General features: G+C 63.8%; 23 protein-coding genes. 8 read left to right on the forward strand and 15 right to left on the reverse strand.

Annotated features, from left to right (window positions below; translation table 11 throughout):
• Window positions 1–15: 15 nt before the first annotated feature.
• The 4 genes from EJC47_RS04155 to EJC47_RS04170 all read right to left on the reverse strand — a co-directional run bounded on the left by EJC47_RS04155 (window position 16) and on the right by EJC47_RS04170 (window position 2,258).
• Window positions 16–477, reverse strand: a complete 462-nt coding sequence (locus EJC47_RS04155) for a hypothetical protein (protein WP_126845620.1) — start codon at window positions 475–477, stop codon at window positions 16–18.
• On the reverse strand, window positions 474–1,226 hold the full coding sequence (locus EJC47_RS04160) for a prepilin peptidase (protein ID WP_126845621.1): 753 nt from the start codon (window positions 1,224–1,226) through the stop codon (window positions 474–476). Before EJC47_RS04160 ends, EJC47_RS04155 begins: the two co-directional genes overlap by 4 nt.
• 67 nt (window positions 1,227–1,293) lie before the next feature.
• Window positions 1,294–1,770 carry a GNAT family N-acetyltransferase gene (locus EJC47_RS04165; RefSeq protein WP_052192240.1) on the reverse strand — a complete coding sequence of 159 codons (477 nt, stop codon included), beginning with the start codon at window positions 1,768–1,770 and terminating at the stop codon, window positions 1,294–1,296.
• Window positions 1,767–2,258 carry an SH3 domain-containing protein gene (locus tag EJC47_RS04170; RefSeq protein ID WP_033964189.1) on the reverse strand — a complete coding sequence of 164 codons (492 nt, stop codon included), beginning with the start codon at window positions 2,256–2,258 and terminating at the stop codon, window positions 1,767–1,769. The genes EJC47_RS04165 and EJC47_RS04170 overlap by 4 nt, the downstream gene beginning before the upstream one ends.
• Window positions 2,259–2,363: 105 nt before the next feature.
• Between EJC47_RS04170 and EJC47_RS04175 the strand changes: the two genes are divergently transcribed.
• Window positions 2,364–3,368, forward strand: coding sequence for a 2-hydroxyacid dehydrogenase (locus EJC47_RS04175; protein WP_409574473.1), 1,005 nt, complete (start codon window positions 2,364–2,366; stop codon window positions 3,366–3,368).
• Between the two features lie 4 nt (window positions 3,369–3,372).
• Here EJC47_RS04175 and EJC47_RS04180 read toward each other — a convergent pair whose 3' ends face one another.
• Entirely contained in the window at window positions 3,373–4,263 is an 891-nt protein-coding gene (locus EJC47_RS04180; RefSeq protein ID WP_126845623.1) for an AraC family transcriptional regulator, read from the reverse strand.
• A 73-nt stretch (window positions 4,264–4,336) separates the two neighbouring features.
• On the opposite strand from EJC47_RS04180, the gene EJC47_RS21320 reads away from it, so the two are divergent.
• The gene (locus EJC47_RS21320; RefSeq protein ID WP_156142973.1) at window positions 4,337–4,681 is read left to right on the forward strand and encodes a hypothetical protein; all 345 of its coding nucleotides are present in this window, start codon (window positions 4,337–4,339) and stop codon (window positions 4,679–4,681) included.
• 42 nt (window positions 4,682–4,723) lie between these two features.
• Here the strand turns inward: EJC47_RS21320 and uvrC are convergent, their stop codons facing one another.
• On the reverse strand, window positions 4,724–6,646 hold the full coding sequence (uvrC, locus tag EJC47_RS04190; RefSeq protein WP_126845624.1) for an excinuclease ABC subunit UvrC: 1,923 nt from the start codon (window positions 6,644–6,646) through the stop codon (window positions 4,724–4,726).
• 84 nt (window positions 6,647–6,730) lie between these two features.
• On the opposite strand from uvrC, the gene EJC47_RS04195 reads away from it, so the two are divergent.
• Window positions 6,731–7,060 carry a hypothetical protein gene (locus EJC47_RS04195; RefSeq protein WP_033964191.1) on the forward strand — a complete coding sequence of 110 codons (330 nt, stop codon included), beginning with the start codon at window positions 6,731–6,733 and terminating at the stop codon, window positions 7,058–7,060.
• 42 nt (window positions 7,061–7,102) lie between these two features.
• Here EJC47_RS04195 and EJC47_RS04200 read toward each other — a convergent pair whose 3' ends face one another.
• From EJC47_RS04200 to EJC47_RS04225, 6 genes are all read right to left on the reverse strand, one after another.
• Window positions 7,103–7,450, reverse strand: a complete 348-nt coding sequence (locus EJC47_RS04200) for a hypothetical protein (protein WP_033964192.1) — start codon at window positions 7,448–7,450, stop codon at window positions 7,103–7,105.
• A gap of 105 nt (window positions 7,451–7,555) precedes the next feature.
• Window positions 7,556–8,110, reverse strand: coding sequence for a F0F1 ATP synthase subunit B family protein (locus EJC47_RS04205; protein WP_033964193.1), 555 nt, complete (start codon window positions 8,108–8,110; stop codon window positions 7,556–7,558).
• On the reverse strand, window positions 8,103–8,597 hold the full coding sequence (locus EJC47_RS04210) for a F0F1 ATP synthase subunit B family protein (protein ID WP_126845625.1): 495 nt from the start codon (window positions 8,595–8,597) through the stop codon (window positions 8,103–8,105). The genes EJC47_RS04205 and EJC47_RS04210 overlap by 8 nt, the downstream gene beginning before the upstream one ends.
• A 19-nt stretch (window positions 8,598–8,616) precedes the next feature.
• Complete coding sequence (locus EJC47_RS04215) at window positions 8,617–8,847, reverse strand: F0F1 ATP synthase subunit C (protein ID WP_029622390.1); 231 nt, start codon at window positions 8,845–8,847, stop codon at window positions 8,617–8,619.
• Between the two features lie 42 nt (window positions 8,848–8,889).
• A complete protein-coding gene (locus EJC47_RS04220; RefSeq protein ID WP_033964231.1) occupies window positions 8,890–9,648 on the reverse strand; it encodes a F0F1 ATP synthase subunit A in 759 nt (252 codons plus the stop codon).
• A gap of 20 nt (window positions 9,649–9,668) precedes the next feature.
• Entirely contained in the window at window positions 9,669–9,953 is a 285-nt protein-coding gene (locus EJC47_RS04225) for an AtpZ/AtpI family protein (RefSeq protein ID WP_126845626.1), read from the reverse strand.
• Between the two features lie 188 nt (window positions 9,954–10,141).
• Here EJC47_RS04225 and radC point away from each other — a divergent pair, with 188 nt between their 5' ends.
• Window positions 10,142–10,825, forward strand: coding sequence for a RadC family protein (radC, locus tag EJC47_RS04230; RefSeq protein ID WP_126845627.1), 684 nt, complete (start codon window positions 10,142–10,144; stop codon window positions 10,823–10,825).
• Between the two features lie 59 nt (window positions 10,826–10,884).
• Here radC and EJC47_RS04235 read toward each other — a convergent pair whose 3' ends face one another.
• Window positions 10,885–11,361, reverse strand: a complete 477-nt coding sequence (locus tag EJC47_RS04235) for an EF-hand domain-containing protein (RefSeq protein ID WP_126845628.1) — start codon at window positions 11,359–11,361, stop codon at window positions 10,885–10,887.
• A 205-nt stretch (window positions 11,362–11,566) separates the two neighbouring features.
• On the opposite strand from EJC47_RS04235, the gene purB reads away from it, so the two are divergent.
• Window positions 11,567–12,871, forward strand: a complete 1,305-nt coding sequence (gene purB / locus EJC47_RS04240) for an adenylosuccinate lyase (protein WP_126845629.1) — start codon at window positions 11,567–11,569, stop codon at window positions 12,869–12,871.
• Window positions 12,872–13,303: 432 nt separating this feature from the next.
• On the opposite strand, the gene dnaJ is transcribed toward purB, so the two are convergent.
• Window positions 13,304–14,419, reverse strand: a complete 1,116-nt coding sequence (gene dnaJ / locus EJC47_RS04245) for a molecular chaperone DnaJ (RefSeq protein ID WP_126845630.1) — start codon at window positions 14,417–14,419, stop codon at window positions 13,304–13,306.
• 138 nt (window positions 14,420–14,557) lie between these two features.
• Complete coding sequence (gene dnaK, locus EJC47_RS04250) at window positions 14,558–16,459, reverse strand: molecular chaperone DnaK (RefSeq protein WP_033964200.1); 1,902 nt, start codon at window positions 16,457–16,459, stop codon at window positions 14,558–14,560.
• A gap of 169 nt (window positions 16,460–16,628) precedes the next feature.
• Between dnaK and EJC47_RS04255 the strand changes: the two genes are divergently transcribed.
• The 3 genes from EJC47_RS04255 to EJC47_RS04265 are packed head-to-tail and all read left to right on the forward strand — an operon-like array spanning window position 16,629 to window position 18,540.
• Window positions 16,629–17,063 (forward strand): copper chaperone PCu(A)C, encoded by a 435-nt coding sequence (locus tag EJC47_RS04255; protein WP_185867555.1) that lies wholly within the window; start codon window positions 16,629–16,631, stop codon window positions 17,061–17,063.
• The gene (locus EJC47_RS04260; protein ID WP_126845631.1) at window positions 17,060–17,509 is read left to right on the forward strand and encodes a vgr related protein; all 450 of its coding nucleotides are present in this window, start codon (window positions 17,060–17,062) and stop codon (window positions 17,507–17,509) included. The genes EJC47_RS04255 and EJC47_RS04260 overlap by 4 nt, the downstream gene beginning before the upstream one ends.
• A 53-nt stretch (window positions 17,510–17,562) precedes the next feature.
• Window positions 17,563–18,540 (forward strand): hypothetical protein, encoded by a 978-nt coding sequence (locus EJC47_RS04265; RefSeq protein WP_126845632.1) that lies wholly within the window; start codon window positions 17,563–17,565, stop codon window positions 18,538–18,540.
• The last annotated feature ends 53 nt before the right edge of the window (window positions 18,541–18,593 follow it).

Here is an 18,593-nt window from a genome sequence, read left to right on the forward strand (position 1 = left end):
TGGAGTGTTATCGTATCACGTCGCGCAGCCGATCAAACCTCCGACCGGAACCACTACCGTATCCTGCCCGGCGCGATCGAGCTGCAACAAGCCTTCGGTCACCACCGCGCCACCGCTGATCGATTCGCGCGTCTCGATCTTCATCGTCAGCTTCGCAGATATCCCGGCGGCACCATAGTCATTGCTCTCGCCAAAGCCGAAGCCGCCCGCCCCGGTCTCGCCATTGCGATCGAGATCGGTGATCGTCCCGCCGATCGACAGACGCAGGCGCGCCGGATCGGCCTGTGCCATCGCCACCAGCGCACGCGTGCCGCTCGCCGTCCATAGATAGGCGGCGCAGCCCTTGGCAGGCAAATCCTGCCGCGGAATGGCTCCAAGCGGCAGCCCATCGACTGAGGACGGCAGCGGCGTCGGCGCAGGCGCGCTTTGCGGGGCGGCGGCAACCAGCAGCGGCGCAAACAGGAGAAGCGCTTTCATGGGGCCAAACCTAACAGGAACAGCCACGCCGGGTAAGCCGCGATCGCCAGCAGCGCGCCGAACGGCAACCGATCGCCAAGCGATGCGGCGCGCCCGCGCATCATCCCGAACAACACCACCGTCAGCCCGGTCAGCGCCGCGAGCAACACCACCACCGGCAACATCCGCCAGCCAAGCCACAGCCCGATCGCGCCGAGCAGCTTGGGGTCGCCGCCACCCAGCCCGTCGCGGTGGCGCAGCGCCTTGTAACCCGCCCCGACCATCCACAAGGCGGCAAATCCGCCGACGCCACCGATCACGCGTTCGGTAAGCGTCGGCTCAACCCCCAACATGCCGGTCGCAAGCCCCGCCCCTGCCAGCGTCGCGGTCAGCGCATCGGGCAACCAGAATTCAGCAATGTCGAGTGCCGCCAGCGTTAGCAGCAACCAGCCAAACACCGCCCCGGCCAGCCCCGTCGGCCCCGGCACGGCGAGCCCCGCCAACAGCCCGATCGCCACACAGCCCAGCTCGATCTGCCAGTGTCGCGGGTCGATAGCGGCACTACACGCGCGACACCGCCCTCGCGACAGCGCCGCACTCAGCAACGGGATCAGATCGCGCGGGGCCAGCGTGACCCCGCACGCATCGCACCGCGACCGTCCACGCGCGACCGATCGCCCCTCCGGCCAGCGCACAACGATCGTGGCCAGAAAGCTTCCGACGATTGCGCCCAAGGCTGCCAATGCCAAAAGCCAAAGCCAGTCGGTCATGGGAAGGTGGCGGATTCGGGCACGGTGGCCGGGCCTCGACGCCCGCGCCGGTCGCCGGACTCCATGCTCACAGCGCTCGGGTGAAATAGGTGGAGAAGGCGACGTCGCTATACCCGTTGAACGGCCCGCACGGTGTAAAGCCAGCGCGTGCATAGAGCGCACGTGCCGCTGCAAACGGAGCGTTGGAGCCCGTCTCCAGGCTCAATCGCCCATAACCGCGCTGTCGCGCGACCTCGATCACATGGTCCAGTAGGTGGGCCGCGACGCCTCGCCGCACCTGCTCCGGCGCAGTGCGCATCGACTTCACTTCGCCGTGCGTCGCATCGAGCTCCTTCAGCGCCGCCATGCCGAGCAGGGTCTCTTTCTCCCATGCCGTCCACAGCGTCACCCGAGGATCGCGCAACCCGCTGAGGTCGAGCGCGAAGACGCTGCCCGGCGGCGAATTTTCGTGCGCCGCGCGCAAATGCAGTTGGACCAGCGCGACGACATCGGGATGCGTAAGATCATCCCGGATGATCCGCCAGCCTGCCGCGCTGCCGCTCAATTCAGCGTCTCGCCCGGCTCCACGCCCCACAAATGCACCGCCTCGACGAAACCGCCGCGACCGCGCACATCAAAATAGCACCAGCCCTGCGCGCATTTGCTGATCCGTCCGACCACACCCGGAGCCGCGCGCCACAGCACCCGTCCGGCATCGCGCGGCGAATCGCGCAGCTCGGCGACGGTGCCCATCACCAGCGCCGTCCGCGTCTCCCGGATCAACGTGCCCATCATCCAGCCTTGCGTGCCGTCCGGATCTTCGACCTTATACCATTGCCCACGACCATAAATGTCGAGCACCTTCACCGGCAGATCGGCCCGCTGATACAGCCAGCTCGACGGATAGGTGCGTGCCGGGCCGGTGCGCATCCGCGCCTTGCCCGCGCCGATCGAGGCGAAATAGGGCGGCTTCTTCTGCACCAGCCCCGCCACCGACGGCACCGCCAGCGCCCCCCCCAACACCGCCAGCAAAACTCTGGCTCGCAACCGCATCTCAATCCCCCACAAAATCCGTCGCCGTTTACAGTGGAAGCACGGCGCGCTTCAACACCCGTTGACGCCGCCAGACACCTCCGCCAAGCCTTGGCCATGCCCGAAATGACACGTGCCGCGAACCCGAGAGTGCCCAACCCGAAGGTTTGGGTGACCCGCGAATTGCCCGATGCGGTAATGGACCGCATGGAGCAATTGTTCCACACCACTATCCACCGCGGCCCCGCCGCCCTTACCCGCGATGAACTCGCCGCCGCCATGGCGGAATGCGATGTGCTGGTGCCCACAGTCACCGACGAAATCGATGCCGGGCTGATCGCAAGCGCGGGACCCGCGTTGAAGCTGATCGCAAATTTCGGCGCGGGCGTGAACCATATCGACCTGAAGGCAGCCCGCGCGCGCGGCATCATCGTCACCAACACCCCCGGCGTACTGACCGAGGACACCGCCGACATGACGATGGCGTTGATCCTGTCGGTGCCGCGCCGCCTGGCCGAGGGCGAGAAGCTGGTGCGGTCCGGCGAATGGAAGGGCTGGACGCCGGGCGGGATGCTCGGCCACCGCATTGGCGGCAAGGCGCTCGGCATTCTCGGCATGGGGCGGATCGGCCAGGCGGTCGCAAGGCGGGCGCGCGCCTTTGGGCTGACGATCCATTATCACAATCGCCTCCGCCTGCCCAAGGTGGTCGAAGCCGAACTGCAGGCGCAGTGGCACCCCAATCTCGACGAGATGCTGTCGACGATCGACATTCTGACCATCCACACCCCGCGCAACCCCGATAGCGAAGGGCTGATCGACGCTGGCCGGATCGCGCTGTTGCGGCCGCATGTCTATGTCATCAACACCTCACGCGGCGGGATCGTCGACGAAGGCGCGCTGATCGTGGCGCTGGAAGGCGGACGGCTGGCCGGGGCCGGGCTCGATGTATGGCAGCACGAGCCGCAAATCGACCCGCGCCTGCTCGCCTTGCCCAATGTCGTGATGACCCCGCACATGGGCTCCGCCACCTTCGAGGGGCGGCTGGCGACGGGCGAAAAGGTCATCGCCAACATCCGCATGTGGGCCGACGGCCACCGCCCACCCGACCAGGTACTGGAAGGGTGGGCGTGACGCTTTACTGCAGCGGCAGGAACAGGTCCGTGATCGCTTCATGCTCGGGCACGTCGGGAAAGAACCTTACGCGCTGGGCATAAAGCGGAAAGTCGCGCAGCTCTTCCCCGCTCGCCGGTAGCCAGGTCCCATAGAGAAACGCAGCGGCGGGCCGCAGATCATCGCTCCCGCCAACGATGCGCAACACCGCACACCGCCCGGCCGGAATAAGCCCGGCCTCCATACCGCCATCCGCAGCGGTGATCGTCCGGTCGGTGGCGGCCGCCAGGTCCACCTGATAGTCCTCGGGCGCTACGCTATCGGGATCATTATGGAAAATGGTGTAGGTGGCATGGGTTGCCGCACGCACACCGCTCGCCTTGCGCCAATCGATGAAGCGTCGGATCGTCTCTCCCAGCCGCTCCGGTGCCCCCTTATGCGTCAGGAACGCCACGGGAATGTCGGCTTCCTCCCGCACCACCACAGTATCGATAGAGAAATTCTGCGTCATCATCAGGCTCCGTGCTTCGGCCAGTGGCACCATTGCCGCTGCCCATGCCGCCCAGTCCGGTTCCTCCCGAAATGCCGTTGGCGCTTGCCCCATCCGTTGGCGAAAGGCGCGGGCAAAGCTGTCCGGTGCCTCATAGCCAGCATCCAATGCAATCTCCGTGACCGAATCCGCGCTGCGATAGGCAAGCCGCCAAGACGCCCGTTTCATCCGCGCCAATTGCACGTAGCGATGCAGCGACAACCCGAAAATGGCACTGAACTGCCGATGGAAATGATAGGGTGAGAACGCCGCCACGGCGCTCAACGTCTCCAATCCCACATCTTCGTCGAGATGACGGTCGATATAGGCCAGCACCCGCTGCATCCGCGAATGATAGCGTGCTGGATTGGTTGGGCGCTTCGACATTGCTTGGTCCTTATGGGTGGCCCAGCCGAAATAGCGGACAAGCCAAGCGCGACGCTCGACCGATGTTGCGGTTGTGCGCAACGCTGCGCAAGGGATCGCAGTCGACAGGTCCATCACCGCCCGACATCAGCGCGCGCTGTCCGTCAACTTTCCGATTGACGGCCGTCACGGCGCATTGCAGCTTGTCGTCAAGAATAAAAAATCGAGGAGAGTGATGATGGACCGTGCTGGGTCGTTTACCGTGGGTGCCGCACTCGTCTTGTTTTCGGCTTTGCACATCGTGAGTGCCCCCGATTACCTCAATATCCTTCCGGCGGCTGTTTTGCTCTATGGGATCTTCCGCCTCGTCACCAAACGCAGCATCGCCGAGACGCTGGCCGACGAAGAACTGTCGTTCGCGCCGCCAGCCGAGGGCTGAACGGATCGCGTTACGTGAGCCCCCCTCCCCGTGAGGCCGCGCTCAGCGCGCGTGGAAGAAGTCGTAGAGCTGCTGCGCGACCGCCGCGCTGACGCCGGGGGCCTTTTGTAAATCCTCCAAGCTGGCATTGCGCACCGCGCGCGCGGTGCCGAAGTGCATGAGCAGCGCCTTCTTCCGTGCAGGGCCGATGCCGGGCACGTCATCGAGCGGTGATGCGCCGATTGCCTTAGCCCGTTTGGCACGGTGGGCACCGATCGCGAAGCGGTGGACTTCGTCGCGCAGCCGCTGGAGATAGAATAGCACCGGCGCATTGACCGGCAGCTGAAACTCGCGGCCGTCGAGCATGTGGAACACCTCGCGCCCATCGCGTCCGTGATGCGGGCCCTTGGCGATGCCGACCAGGCACACATCCTCGATCCCCAATTCCTCGAGCACGCCCTTCACCGCGTTGAGCTGCCCGCGTCCGCCATCGATCAACACCAGATCGGGCCAGTCGCCCGCATCGCGATCGGGGTCTTCATTCTGCGCGCGCGCGAAACGGCGGGCGAACACTTCGCGCATCATGCCGAAATCGTCCCCCGGAATGGTATCCGGGTTCTTGATGTTGAACTTGCGATACTGGCCCTTGCGGAAGCCCTCGGGCCCGGCGACGACCATCGCGCCAAGCGCATTGGTGCCCTGGATATGGCTGTTGTCGTAAATCTCGATGCGGTCGGGCGGCTCGGGTAAGTCGAACAGTTCGGCCACTTCGCGCAGCAACTTCGCCTGGGTCGTGCTCTCGGCCAGCCGCCGGTCGAGCGCTTCCTCGGCATTGCGTTTGGCCTGATCGAGCAATTTGCGGCGCGCGCCACGCTGCGGCATCGACAGCGTGACCTTGAACCCCGCCTGCCCGCCCAGCGCCTCGCCCAGCAGCACCGCCTCGTCCAGTTCGCGGTCGAGCAATACGGTGCGCGGCGGTGGAACCTCTTCGTAAAATTGCGCAAGGAAACCGGTCAGGATCTCGTCCTCGGGCACGTCGGCGGTGTGCGCGGGGAAGAAGCTGCGATGCCCCCAATTCTGCCCGCCGCGAATGAAAAAGGCCTGGATGCCGATCACGCCATTCTTGTTGGCCATCGCAAAGATGTCGGCATCGCCCAGCCCCTCGGCGTTGATCGCCTGGCTGCCCTGAATGAAGGTCAGCGCGCGCAGCCGATCGCGCAGGATCGCAGCGAGTTCGAAGTCCATCGCCTCGGCCGCCGCCTGCATCTGCGCGCCGAGCTTCGCCTGCACCTCGGTCGACTTTCCGGCGAGAAACGCCTTGGCGTCGGCCACCAGTTCGCCATAGCCAGCCGCATCGATCCGCCCGACGCACGGGGCCGAGCAGCGCTTGATCTGGTAGAGCAGGCACGGTCGGTCGCGATTCTTGAAGAAACCGTCGGTACAACTGCGCAGCAGGAACAGTTTTTGCAGCGCGTTCAAGGTGTTGTTGACCGCGCCCGCGCTGGCGAAGGGGCCGTAATAATTGCCCTTGGCGCGCCGCGCGCCGCGATGTTTCTGGATCCGCGGAAAGTCATGATCGGCGCGTAACAGGATGAACGGAAAGGATTTATCGTCGCGCAGCAGGACGTTATAGGCAGGTCGGTAGCGTTTGATCAGTTGCGCTTCGAGCAGCAGCGCTTCGGCCTCATTATTGGTCGTGACGATCGTCATTGCGCGCGTCTGCGCGACCATGCGCTGCAAGCGCCGCGACAGCCGCTCCACCTGCGTGTAATTGGTGACGCGGTTCTTCAGCGCGCGCGCCTTGCCGACGTACAGCACGTCCCCCCGCGCATCGAGCATCCGATAGACGCCGGGCCGTGCCGGGAGCGTCGCCAGCACGTTGCGGATTGCGGCAACCCCGGCATCGAGATCGGGCGTGTCGCTGCCGCGGACGGTGAAGGTGGCCTTGTCTTCGTTGAAGCGTGTCGGGGCGTTGGGATCGGACATTATCGTTTGATCTAGGCATTCGTGCGCCGGGATGCCACGCCTTCCTTGCTGGGCAAATGCCGCCGTCGATGAAAGCAGGGCACGATGTACATTTCGATTACCGGGCTGAAGCCCAAAAGCGCGCTGCAGGTGCCCCGCTTCTGGTGGCATGCGATCCGCTCAATGCGGCAAGCGCAACGTGCGGCCGGCAATATCTCGGTCGAGGCGCGCACGATTGACGGCACACACCACACGCTTACGCTATGGGTCGATCGCGCGGCGATGCGCGCCTATCTCAGCCAAGGGGCCCACCGCGGAGCGATGCGCGCGTCGCGCAGCATCGGGACGGGCACTGTGTTTGGGTATGAGGATGACACCGCCCCGGCCTGGAGCGAGGTGCCAGCGCTCCTGCGCGACCGGGGTCGCGTGATCTGAATTGTGCAACAGCGGCGACGGGATACCCGCCGCCGCCAAAGCTCACTTGATCGCGGCGAGGTCAGCCTTGACCTTGGCCAGCGCGGCATCGGTCAGCGCGCCCTGCGACAACGGCTGCACTTGGTTGAGCGACATGCCCTTGAACGAGTCGTACATCGGGTGCGCGGTGATGTTCTGCAGATCTGTGTCGAGTACCGTCTTGCCGGCCGTGTTAGCGGCGATCGTCTCGATCGGGGTGTCGAGATCGAATTTGGCGGCACCGGTTGCGGTGGCGGTCGTAGCCGGTGCAGCGACGGCAGGAGCCGATGCGGTGGCCGGCGCAGGCGCGGTCTGGGCAGCGAGCGGCGTTGCGATAAAAGCGACGGCCGCAGCGAGAACGACAGACTTCATGGGAGGGCCTCTTTCGAAAGGTAAGCGGCGCGAATCACCGCGATGCCAACGTTACCCCGATAAGTGGCGAAACGAAATGCACCCGCGACAACGGGTGCATTACGGTCAGTTGAGCTTGCCCAACCCAGCGATGGTCCGGTCGACCAGGGTCTTGTCCGCTTCGGCACCGTGACGCTGGGCGATGATCGTCGCGGCAGCGCGGGTTGCAGCATCGGCTGCGCGCGCGCGGACCTCGGCGATGGCGGTGCGTTCGGCACCGGCAATCTTGTCTTCGGCCATCGTCTGACGGCGTGCGATCAAATCGGTGAGATCGGCTTCAGCCTTGGCCAGCATAGCTGCCGCCTCGGCTTCGGCATGGGCGACGATAGCGGCGGCATCGCCAGCGCTGGCGGCGTTACGCGCCTTGGCCTCGGCAAGCTGTGCCTCGGCTTCCGCGCGCAACTTGGACGCTTCCTCCAACTGACCACGGATCGTCGCGATGCGGCTGTCGAGCATGCCCGCAATCATCTTGGGCACTTTCTGCCAGATCATGATCGCAATCACGACCAGCATCGACAACGCGACGAACATCGGCGGGGTGATGCCGAGGAATGCCATTTCGTGATGCAGCTCGGTGGCTCCGGTATGCTCCATCGTCTTGACTGCTTGACCGTCAGCCATGTGCCAGCTCTGCCTTAACCTGCGTTTCGATGGTCGTGCGGTCGACCGCCACGCCCGAAAGCTTGGCGACGATCTGTTCGACCGCCTCGACCGTATTGGTCTCGATTTCGGCGAGCGCCTGCACCTTTGCGGCACCGATGCGACCGGTGGCGGCATCGAGTTGCGCGGCCAGCGCGGCGTCGCTGGTCTTCAGCTTAGCCTCGGTGCCGGCAATCGCCCGCGCCTTGGCTTCGCCGAGAGCGACGGCCGCCGTGGCACGCGCGGATTCGAGCCCCGCCTGATAATCTCGCTCGGAGGTGAGCGCAGCAGCGCGCGCCGCCTCCGCCGCAGCGATGTCCCCCGCAATCCGGCCGTTACGATCTTCGATCGTCGCCTCGATCTTGGGGACCATCGCCTTGCCGATCCCGAAATAGATCAGCGCGAATACGATCGCGAGCCAGAAAAGCTGCGAGGCGTAGATCTCGCCAATCTGGGAAAGCTGCGGCATTGGTTGCGCTCGCTCTTGCTTACTTGACGACGAAGAGGATGAGGATCGCGACGACGAACGCGATCAGACCCAGAAGTTCCGAAGCCGCGAAGCCGATGAACAGGCGACCCTGCTGGCCGTCTGCGGCACCCGGGTTGCGCAGTGCGCCTTCCAGGAACGAACCGAACACGTTGCCCACGCCGAGCGCGGCCAGACCAACGCCGATCGCCGCGAGACCGGCACCGATGTACATTGCAGAAGTATGATCCATGATAGGCTCCTTGAGAATTACGTGGTCAGGTTATGGAAAAGATTAGTGCAGATGCACCGCGTCGTGCAGGTACAGCGACGTCAGCAGGGCAAACACATAGGCCTGGATCGCACACACCAGCAACTCCAGCGCGCTGACCCCGACGATCATCACGAAGCTGAGCAAGCTGACGACCGGCCCGAGCGCACCGCCCGCGTTGAGGCCCTGCACGACGAAGCTACCGAACACTTCGAGCAGGATGTGCCCCGCCGTCATCGCGACGAACAGTCGCAGACCGAGCGAGAACGGGCGCACCATGAACGAGACGAATTCGACCGGGATGATCACCGGCATCAGCCAGGCGGGCGCCCCGTGCGGCACAAACAGGCTGAAGAACTTCAGGCCGTGCGTCGCGAAACCGACCGCCAGCACGATACCGAAGGACAGGAACGCCAGCACCGCCGTCACCGTGATGTGGCTGGTGACTGCAAAGGTGTGCAGCCCCGGCAGGATCGCCAACGGCAGCACGCCGACCAGGTTGGCGAACAGGATGAAGAAGAACAGCGAGAAGATATAGGGCGCGAACTTCTTGCCGCCCGAACCGATGTTTACCGACACCATATTGTCGATGAAGCTGACGGCGTCCTCTGCGGCAACCTGCCAGCGGCCCGGAACGAGCTGACGCTTCAGGCCACCAGCCATGAACACGGCGAGCAGCACGAACACCACCACCATGAACAGCGCCGAGTTGGTGAAGGATACGTCATAGCCAAACAGGTCCAGATGCCGGCCCAAGACGGGCTCGACCTTGAACTGTTCCATCGGATCGATTTTGCCGGCGCTCACTCCGCGCGCTCCTTCGAAATCTTGATGATGTTAAGGAACGCCCCGATAACCGCGAGCGTCAAGACGATCAGCAGCGCCCAGGGCGAGGTTCCCAACCAATGGTCGAGCGCCCAGCCCATGACCCCGCCACCGAACAAGGCACCCAGCAGCAGCGTCAGCACGCGCGCGCCCTGCGAATAGCCTTTCGCCGGGGGCAGCGCGACACCAGCACGCACCTGGCCAGCCGCCTTCGCCGAAGCGATGCGGGCATCCAGGTCGTTCTTCTGGTGTACGTCGGCCAAGGGGCGCTTATCCTGATAAGAAAACGCCGCCGTGCCTTTGGCACCGCGACGGTGAACATCGGGGATCGTGGGGAAAGAGCCCCGTTCACGCGCCGTTTAGGAAGGTGACCGGGGGGTGTCAACTGTTGTGGCCGATCCGGACCGCCGCGTTTGCCTATCGCCCCTGCCCGCGATACTCCTTTGGTCCAATGAGCGAGCCCCTCCCCGATCATGCCGGACACCGCGCGCGACTGCGGCAGCGCTTGATCGAACAAGGCGGGGACGCGTTGCTCGATCACGAATTGGTCGAATATCTTTTGGCGCTGGCGATTCCCCGGCGCGACACCAAGCCGCTGGCGAAAGCATTGCTTGCCGAATTCGGCGGGGTCGGCGGGCTGTTCAGCGCCGATCCCGAGGCATTGCTGCGCGTCGCCGGCATGGGCGAAACCTCGGTCGCGGCGATCAAGATCGTGCAGGCGACCGCGCTGCGGCTGTTACGCGTGCAAGCCAGCGCGCAACCCGTACTGGCCAGCTGGCAAGCCTTGATCGACTATCTCCACGCCGACATGGCGCACCGCACCAACGAACGGGTCCGCGTGCTCCATCTCAACACGCGCAACATGCTGATTCGCGACGAAGCGATCAGCGAGGGCTCGATCGACGAAGCCGCCTTGTACGTGCGCGAGGTGATCCGGCGCGCGATCGATCTGGGCTCCGCTGCCATCATTCTGGTGCACAACCACCCGAGCGGCGACCCCGCCCCCAGCCGAGCCGACATCGAAGTCACCCGCAAGGTCGCCGAAACGGGCAAGCGCCTGGGCATCGCAGTACACGACCACATCATCATCGGGGCGAGCGGGCATTCCAGCCTGCGCGCGATGGGGTTGTTATAGAAAGCCAAGCGCCCGCCGCCCCGGACGGGGCAGCGGGCGCTGTGGTGACACGGTGAGGTTTAGCCTTGCTGCGACAGGAAGCCGGTCAGCTCGGATTTGCTGACCTTCTTATTCTTGTCGGTATCGGCCTGCGCAAACGCCTGGTTCAGCCATGCCTTGGTTGCTGGCGAGGTTGCCTTGGTCGAGGGGGCGCTCGCGCTTTTCAGCGCGATCATCCAGGCGTCGAATTCCTTCGCATTCAGCACGCCATCGCCGTCCTTGTCGTAGTTGGAAAATTCCTGACTGACGACCTGCGCCACTTGCGTGCCTGTCGCTGGCTGAGCGGCGACAGCTGAATCAGCCGCCGGGGCAGTTGCCGAATCGGCGGGTACAGCGCTCTGTGGTGTGGCCGACGCAGGTTGAGCCGGAAGAGCTTGGTCAGTCGTCGTTGGCACAGACTGTGCGGGTTGCGGGCTGCTCGGCATGGATTGCGTGTCCTGCGCAAATGCAGGCACAGCAAAAGTCATTGCACTTGCAAGTAAAGCATATTTTAACATCGGATCTCTCCATCTGACTGTTGCATATCTCGTTGAACGCGACGCCTTGCGTCCTAACCAGCGTTCCTTGTCTGAACCCCTGTGCTTCCGGATCGGTCCCTTTATTGCCGATTTGAAGGATCGGCTTGTCCCTGCTAACGCGCGTGTCATCGCGGACCCGTTGCGATTCCGCGATGGCCCGACTCTGCCGCATCAAGGAAATCCGATGGTCCCCCGCTATTCCCGCCCCGACATGGTCGCGATCTGGACGCCCGAAGCGCGTTTTCAGATCTGGTTCGAGATCGAGGCACACGCGACCGATGCGCTCGCCGAACTGGGCGTCGTCCCCAAGGAAGCCGCCGCCGCGATCTGGGCCAAGGGCGCGTTCGAGGTGGAGCGCATCGACGAGATCGAGCGCGAGACCAAGCATGACGTGATCGCCTTCCTGACCAATGTCGCCGAGCATGTCGGCCCCGAAGCGCGCTTCATGCACCAGGGGATGACATCGTCGGACGTGCTCGACACGTGCCTTGCGGTGCAGTTGGCGCGCGCGAGCGATTTGCTGATCGCCGATCTCGACGCGCTGCTGGCGGTGCTCAAGCGCCGCGCGATCCAACACAAGCTGACCCCGACGATCGGCCGCAGCCACGGCATTCATGCCGAGCCGGTCACGTTCGGGCTCAAGCTCGCCCAGGCCTATGCCGAGTTTGCCCGCAACCGCGCGCGGCTCGTCGCGGCGCGGGCCGATATTGCCACCTGCGCGATTTCGGGCGCGGTCGGCACCTTCGCCAATATCGATCCGTTCGTGGAAGCGCACGTCGCCGAGAAGCTCGGCCTCACCGTCGAGCCGGTTTCGACCCAGGTCATCCCGCGCGACCGCCACGCGATGTTCTTCGCGACGCTGGGCGTGATCGCCTCGTCGATCGAGCGGCTCGCGACCGAGATCCGCCACTTGCAGCGCACCGAAGTGCTGGAGGCCGAGGAGTTTTTCTCGCCGGGCCAGAAGGGCTCGTCGGCGATGCCGCACAAGCGCAACCCGGTGCTGACCGAAAACCTGACTGGCCTTGCCCGGATGGTGCGCGGGTATGTGACGCCTGCGCTGGAGAATGTGGCGCTGTGGCATGAGCGCGATATCTCGCACTCCTCGGTCGAGCGGTATATCGGCCCCGACGCGACCATCACGCTCGACTTCGCGCTCGCGCGGCTGACGGGCGTGATGGACAAGCTCGTCGTCTATCCGGCGCGGATGGACAAGAATCTCAACAAGATGGGCGGTCTGGTCCATTCGCAGCGCGTGCTGCTGGCGCTGACGCAAGCGGGGGTGAGCCGCGAGGACGCCTATCGCCTGGTGCAGCGCAACGCGATGAAGGTGTGGGATTTGGACGGCGCGCTATCGCTGATGGAATTGCTCAAGGCCGACCCGGAAGTGACGGCGGCACTGTCGGTTGCGGAGATCGAAGACAAGTTTGACCTCGGCTATCACCTGAAGCATGTCGACACGATCTTTGCGCGCGTCTTCGGTAACGACTGAACGACATTTTTGCACGCTTCAACGTGCAAATGCTGCATGCGCGAATGCGCGTAATAATATTGCGCGCATAAGCAACAATCTCCAAATGCCTCCCTGCCGGAACGGTCCGGCACGGAGATCCTACCATGCGCATTCTGCAAAGCCTCGCGAGCGGCCTCATCGCCGTTGCAGGCGTCGCGCTGGTGGTCGAGGTTCTTAGCCTCTAACCCATCGGCCCACCCGCCCCTTCTTCTTGACGGGGCGGCCAGGGCTGTGGGGTTGAGAGCAGTTTTTCAAATCTTTAGCGGAAGGCGTCCGCCAAACATCCGTCGTCACCCCGGCCCTGTGCCGGGGTCAACCGTGCCGCAAATCCTGTGCGTGCGGTGGGTATTTCCGGTGGACCCCGGGACGAGCCCGGGGTGACAGGTCATAGCGCCGGCCCCGCCCCGCCCCTTAACCCCAGGCGCTCTTCATTTTCTTGAAGAAGCCGCTGGTCTGCGGGCATTCCTTGCCGGTTTCGGTCGCACGAAATTCCTCGAGCAATTCGCGCTGGCGCGAGGTCAGGCTGCTCGGCGTTTCCACCTCGATGCGGATGACCAGGTCACCGCGCCCACGTCCCTGCAGCACCGGCATTCCGGCACCACGCTGCCGCAATTCGCGGCCCGACTGGGTTCCCGCTGGAATCTTGATCGTGTGCTGGACACCGTCTGGTCCCGGGATGGTGATTTCCCCACCCAGCGCCGCCGTAGTGAAACTGATCGGCGCACGCGCAAACAACGTCGTGCCCTCGCGCTGGAACAGCGGATGTCGCGCAACGTGCAGGAAGATATAGAGGTCACCCGGAGGGGCACCCCGCATCCCCGCTTCCCCTTCGCCAGTGAGGCGCACGCGCGTGCCCTCATCGACGCCGGGCGGGATGTTGACCGTGCGGGTCTTGGTCTTTTCGACGCGGCCCTCGCCGCGGCAATTGCCACACGGATCGGAAATGGTCTGGCCCGCGCCGTGGCAGGTCGGGCATGTGCGCTCGACCACGAAGAAACCTTGCTGCGCGCGGACTTTGCCGTGGCCATGGCAGGTCGTGCACGACTTCGCCGATGTACCCTTGGTCGCGCCGGTGCCGTTGCACACGTCGCACACGCCGGTCACATCGATCGTGATGTCGGTGGATTTGCCGTGGAACGCCTCTTCGAGGGTAATTTCCATGTCGTAGCGCAAATCGGCACCACGCCGCGGGCCGCTGGCACCGCCACGCTGCCCGCCCATGAATTCGCCGAAGATATTTTCGAAGATATCCGAAAAGGCGCTAAAATCCTGCGGGCCGCCGCCGCCACCGCCGCCCTGCCTGAACGCGGCATGGCCATAGCGATCATAGGCCGCGCGCTTCTGCGGGTCCTTCAGGCATTCATAGGCTTCGCTGATCGCCTTGAAGCGCGCCTCGGAATCATCGCATCCCGGATTTTTGTCGGGGTGATAGCGCATTGCCAGGCGACGATAGGAGGATTTGAGCGTGCCTTCATCGGCGTCGCGCTCGCATTCCAGCAATTCGTAGAAATCGACTTCAGTGCTCATCTTGCGCCTCTAGGCCCTGTCCCGAGCGGGAGAGGGTTTGGGAGAGGGAATGATGAGGAAGCCGCAGTGCGATCTGCATCGCAGCACGGCCCCTCTCCCCGACCCTCTCCCCACATGTGGGGAGAGGGAGATAGTATTTTACGCCTTGTGATCGTCGACTTCGGAGAATTCCGCGTCGACCACATCTTCCTTCGGAGCCTCGGCGGCGTCAGCGCTCGGCGACGCTTCGGCCTGGGCCTGCTTTTCGTAGATCGCCTGGCCCAGCTTCATCGCGACCTGCGCAAGTGCGCCTGCCTTTTCCTTCATCGCTTCGGGATCGCCACCTTCAACGGCAGTCTTGGTCGCGGCAATCGCGGCCTCGATCTCGCCCTTCAGCGCGGCGTCGACCTTGTCGCCATTTTCGGCGAGCTGACGCTCGGTGGTGTGAACCAGGCTCTCGGCGTTGTTCTTCGCTTCGGCCGCGTCGCGGCGCTTCTTGTCGTCCTCGGCGAACTGCTCGGCGTCGCGCACCATCTGCTCGATGTCGCGCTCCGACAGGCCACCCGAAGCCTGGATGCGGATCTGCTGCTCCTTGCCGGTGCCCTTGTCCTTGGCCGACACGTTGACCAAGCCGTTGGCGTCGATGTCGAAGGTGACTTCGATCTGCGGCACGCCGCGCGGCGCCGGCGGAATGCCGACCAGATCGAACTGGCCGAGCATCTTGTTGTCCGCCGCCATTTCGCGCTCGCCCTGGAACACGCGGATGGTGACAGCCTGCTGGTTGTCGTCTGCGGTCGAATAGGTTTGCGACTTCTTGGTCGGGATCGTGGTGTTGCGATCGATCATGCGGGTGAACACGCCACCCAGTGTCTCGATGCCGAGCGACAGCGGCGTCACGTCGAGCAGCAGCACGTCCTTGACGTCACCCTGCAGCACGCCTGCCTGAATGGCAGCGCCCATCGCCACGACTTCATCGGGGTTGACGCCCGAATGCGGTTCCTTGCCGAAGAAGTCCTTCACGACCTGGCGCACCTTGGGCATGCGGGTCATGCCGCCGACCAGCACCACTTCGCTGATGTCCGACGCCTTGACGCCGGCATCGGCCATCGCCTTGCGGCACGGCTCGAGCGTGCGCTGGATCAGGTCATCGACCAGACGCTCCAGATCGGCGCGCGACACCGACTTGACGAGGTGCTTCGGACCGGTCGCATCGGCGGTAATGAAGGGCAGGTTGACTTCGGTCGTCGCAGCCGACGACAGCTCGATCTTCGCCTTTTCTGCCGCTTCCTTCAAACGCTGGAGCGCCAATTTGTCCTTGGTGAGGTCGATGCCTTCGGCCTTCTTGAAGTCGTCCGACAGGAAGTTCAGCAGCTTGTTGTCGAAATCTTCGCCGCCGAGGAAAGTATCGCCATTGGTGGCCTTCACTTCGAACACGCCATCGCCAATCTCGAGGATCGAGATGTCGAAGGTGCCGCCGCCAAGGTCATAGACCGCGATGGTCTTGTTGGTGTCCTTGTCGAGCCCGTAAGCGAGCGCAGCTGCGGTCGGCTCGTTGATGATGCGGAGCACTTCGAGCCCGGCAATCTGCCCGGCGTCCTTGGTTGCCTGGCGCTGCGCGTCGTTGAAGTATGCAGGAACGGTGATGACCGCCTGGGTCACCGTCTCGCCGAGATAGGCTTCCGCGGTTTCCTTCATCTTCTGGAGCGTGAAGGCCGAGATCTGCGAGGGCGAGTATTCCTTGCCGCCGGCACCGACCCATGCGTCGCCATTGTTGCCGCGCACGATCTTGTACGGGACCAGCTCGGTGTCCTTCTTGGTGATGGGATCGTCGAAGCGACGACCGATCAGGCGCTTCACCGCGAAAATGGTGTTTTCAGGGTTGGTCACCGCCTGGCGCTTCGCAGGCTGGCCGACCAGTCGCTCGCCATCCTTGGCGAAGGCGACGATCGACGGCGTGGTGCGCGCGCCTTCGGCGTTTTCGATAACCTTGGGCTTGCCGCCCTCCATCACCGAGACGCAGCTGTTGGTGGTGCCGAGATCGATTCCGATTACTTTTGCCATTGGTCCTCTGGGGCCCCCGTCTGTCAAAAAATTGCCATTCCGCCGCGCCCTTACGATAAGCAACGCGACACTTCACTCCGGCGATATAGGGGGGCTTTCGCTTGTCGCAAGATTTCGCAGCACGTAGAGTGACGCGATAAGTTCCCAAAGCGGGAGAAGGTGGTTGCAGATGCGAAAGATTCTGGTGGCGGCAGCACTGGCCGTGGGTGGGTGCAGCCAGCCGCCGGTGCTGTCGGTCGACAAAGGCTATGTGCGGCTTGCGGCAATCCCCAGCCGTCCCGCTGCCGCCTATTTCACCATCCATGGCGGCCCCGCCGACACCACGCTCCTTTCGGTCAGCAGCGACGTGTCGGTGAAGAGCGAACTGCACGAATCGATGACGTCCGGCAACATGGCGACGATGAAGCCGATCGGCGACCTGGCGATCCCCGCAGCCTCTACCACCGTGTTCAAACCCGGCGGCAAGCATGTGATGTTGTTCGACATGAACCCCGGGATCAAGCCGGGCCGCGCGGTTACGCTGACCTTCACCTTCTCCAACAACCAGCGCGTGCTATACGACGCACCGACCATCGCCGCAGGGGCCCCTGCCCCGACCGAGTGACCGGGCGTGCGCTGACAACAGGCGAGATCTCGCTTGCCCGCGGCGTGTTCGGCGACGCAATCGATTATGCGCCGGTACGGCTCGAGCAACGCAAATGGGCATTTTTCCAGCCGCGCGAAACGGTGATGGCACCGACCGGCACGATCCACTTTCATCCGGATGGCACCCGCTACCGCGCCGACTTCTCGTGCGGCACCCTTGATGACCAAGGGCTCCTGATCCACGAATTGACGCATATCTGGCAAAGCCAGCAGGGGATTTTCCTGCCGCTGCGCCGCCATCCCTTCTGCCGCTACCATTACGCCATCCGGCCCGGCCTACCGCTGCACCGCTACGGGATCGAGCAGCAGGCCGAAATCGTGCGCCATACCTTCGTGCTGCGCCATGGCGGCTTCGTGCGCGGCGCACTGCCACTCGCTACCTACGAGAGTATTCTGCCGTTTTGAGATAATTGCTCCCTTTTGCGGAATCTGTAATATTGATCCCGGGGGACGACACTATGAAACAAATCGACGATACCCGCATATCGTTAGCAGTAACGCTGCTCGCTCTACCTTCGATTGGCGTATTCTTCCTTAGCGACATGCTGGGATGGATCTTCGCTTGGCAAGGAAAGGTTCCCATCTTAACTGCACTGGACTCCGCAGCAAAGCAAACCGATGCCACGAGCCGCCTGTTCGTAATCGCGGCAGCGTTGGCGGGTTTTGGCCTGTCGTACCTGATTGTGCTGCGTTTTGTCGCGGATCTTCGCGACGAGTTCGGCCCGCAAGTGCGCGGCTGGATTTTACGTTGGTATGGCGGTGGCATCCTGGTGGGCACGCTCTGGGTAGCCGGCGGCTATCTCCTGGTGCCAACCAGCGCCCAGCCCGGAGGTGACCTTTTGGCAAGCGCTCTTGGCTTGTTCGGGTCGATGCAGGGCGTCCCCGATGATACGCTGCTTCTCAAGTTCCAGGCTTTGGCGGTGTGCGATAGAATAGCCTTCATGGTCGCTGCCGGTATTGTCGTGACCGGTGGCATCTCCTCGCTGGTGGAATCCATCAAGCCGCTCGCCGGAGCAGAAGCGTATGCGTTTCTCGTCCACCAGCGCCTCCGCTTGCGCAGTTATGTCAACGCTGCGGCGGGACTGCTGGTCATTTCGCTCTTGTTCCAGATTGCTTGGATGCGCTGGACGCTCATCGCCGCGACACGAGCCGTCGCGGAGACAATGAGGCATCAGGTCGATGCCTGGGCGGTCTTCACTGGAGTCAGCGGCTCGATCGTGATTGCGCTATTTGCGATACCCGCGGCCACGATTCTGGATGCACGGGCAGCGGGCGCGCCGCAAATACCGAGCGACGGGAAGACCGCCCCGCTGCTGGACGCCGGTCTGCTTCCCGCGCTCGGCAAAGTATTGGTGGTTCTCGCCCCGACGTTGGCCGGGACATTGCCGACGATACTCGACTTTGCAGGAAAGGCGACCGGACTTTCGCCGAGTTAATCCGGCCATGGCCCGGGATCGAGGTCAAATAGGATCCCGTTCCGCGCGACCTT

Source organism: Sphingomonas sp. TF3 (assembly GCF_003985085.1).
In the GTDB taxonomy this organism is placed as follows: domain Bacteria; phylum Pseudomonadota; class Alphaproteobacteria; order Sphingomonadales; family Sphingomonadaceae; genus Sphingomonas.

Excerpts from the sequence above, each read along its gene's own strand:
- EJC47_RS04155 (WP_126845620.1), bottom strand. The coding sequence starts at position 477 with ATGAAAGCGCTTCTCCTGTTTGCGCCGCTGCTGGTTGCCGCCGCCCCG.
- EJC47_RS04160 (WP_126845621.1), bottom strand. The coding sequence starts at position 1,226 with ATGACCGACTGGCTTTGGCTTTTGGCATTGGCAGCCTTGGGCGCAATC.
- EJC47_RS04170 (WP_033964189.1), bottom strand. The coding sequence starts at position 2,258 with ATGCGGTTGCGAGCCAGAGTTTTGCTGGCGGTGTTGGGGGGGGCGCTG.
- EJC47_RS04175 (WP_409574473.1), top strand. The coding sequence starts at position 2,364 with ATGACACGTGCCGCGAACCCGAGAGTGCCCAACCCGAAGGTTTGGGTG.
- EJC47_RS04180 (WP_126845623.1), bottom strand. The coding sequence starts at position 4,263 with ATGTCGAAGCGCCCAACCAATCCAGCACGCTATCATTCGCGGATGCAG.
- uvrC (WP_126845624.1), bottom strand. The coding sequence starts at position 6,646 with ATGTCCGATCCCAACGCCCCGACACGCTTCAACGAAGACAAGGCCACC.
- EJC47_RS04195 (WP_033964191.1), top strand. The coding sequence starts at position 6,731 with ATGTACATTTCGATTACCGGGCTGAAGCCCAAAAGCGCGCTGCAGGTG.
- EJC47_RS04200 (WP_033964192.1), bottom strand. The coding sequence starts at position 7,450 with ATGAAGTCTGTCGTTCTCGCTGCGGCCGTCGCTTTTATCGCAACGCCG.
- EJC47_RS04205 (WP_033964193.1), bottom strand. The coding sequence starts at position 8,110 with ATGGCTGACGGTCAAGCAGTCAAGACGATGGAGCATACCGGAGCCACC.
- EJC47_RS04210 (WP_126845625.1), bottom strand. The coding sequence starts at position 8,597 with ATGCCGCAGCTTTCCCAGATTGGCGAGATCTACGCCTCGCAGCTTTTC.
- EJC47_RS04215 (WP_029622390.1), bottom strand. The coding sequence starts at position 8,847 with ATGGATCATACTTCTGCAATGTACATCGGTGCCGGTCTCGCGGCGATC.
- EJC47_RS04220 (WP_033964231.1), bottom strand. The coding sequence starts at position 9,648 with ATGGAACAGTTCAAGGTCGAGCCCGTCTTGGGCCGGCATCTGGACCTG.
- radC (WP_126845627.1), top strand. The coding sequence starts at position 10,142 with ATGAGCGAGCCCCTCCCCGATCATGCCGGACACCGCGCGCGACTGCGG.
- EJC47_RS04235 (WP_126845628.1), bottom strand. The coding sequence starts at position 11,361 with ATGTTAAAATATGCTTTACTTGCAAGTGCAATGACTTTTGCTGTGCCT.
- purB (WP_126845629.1), top strand. The coding sequence starts at position 11,567 with ATGGTCCCCCGCTATTCCCGCCCCGACATGGTCGCGATCTGGACGCCC.
- dnaJ (WP_126845630.1), bottom strand. The coding sequence starts at position 14,419 with ATGAGCACTGAAGTCGATTTCTACGAATTGCTGGAATGCGAGCGCGAC.
- dnaK (WP_033964200.1), bottom strand. The coding sequence starts at position 16,459 with ATGGCAAAAGTAATCGGAATCGATCTCGGCACCACCAACAGCTGCGTC.
- EJC47_RS04255 (WP_185867555.1), top strand. The coding sequence starts at position 16,629 with ATGCGAAAGATTCTGGTGGCGGCAGCACTGGCCGTGGGTGGGTGCAGC.
- EJC47_RS04265 (WP_126845632.1), top strand. The coding sequence starts at position 17,563 with ATGAAACAAATCGACGATACCCGCATATCGTTAGCAGTAACGCTGCTC.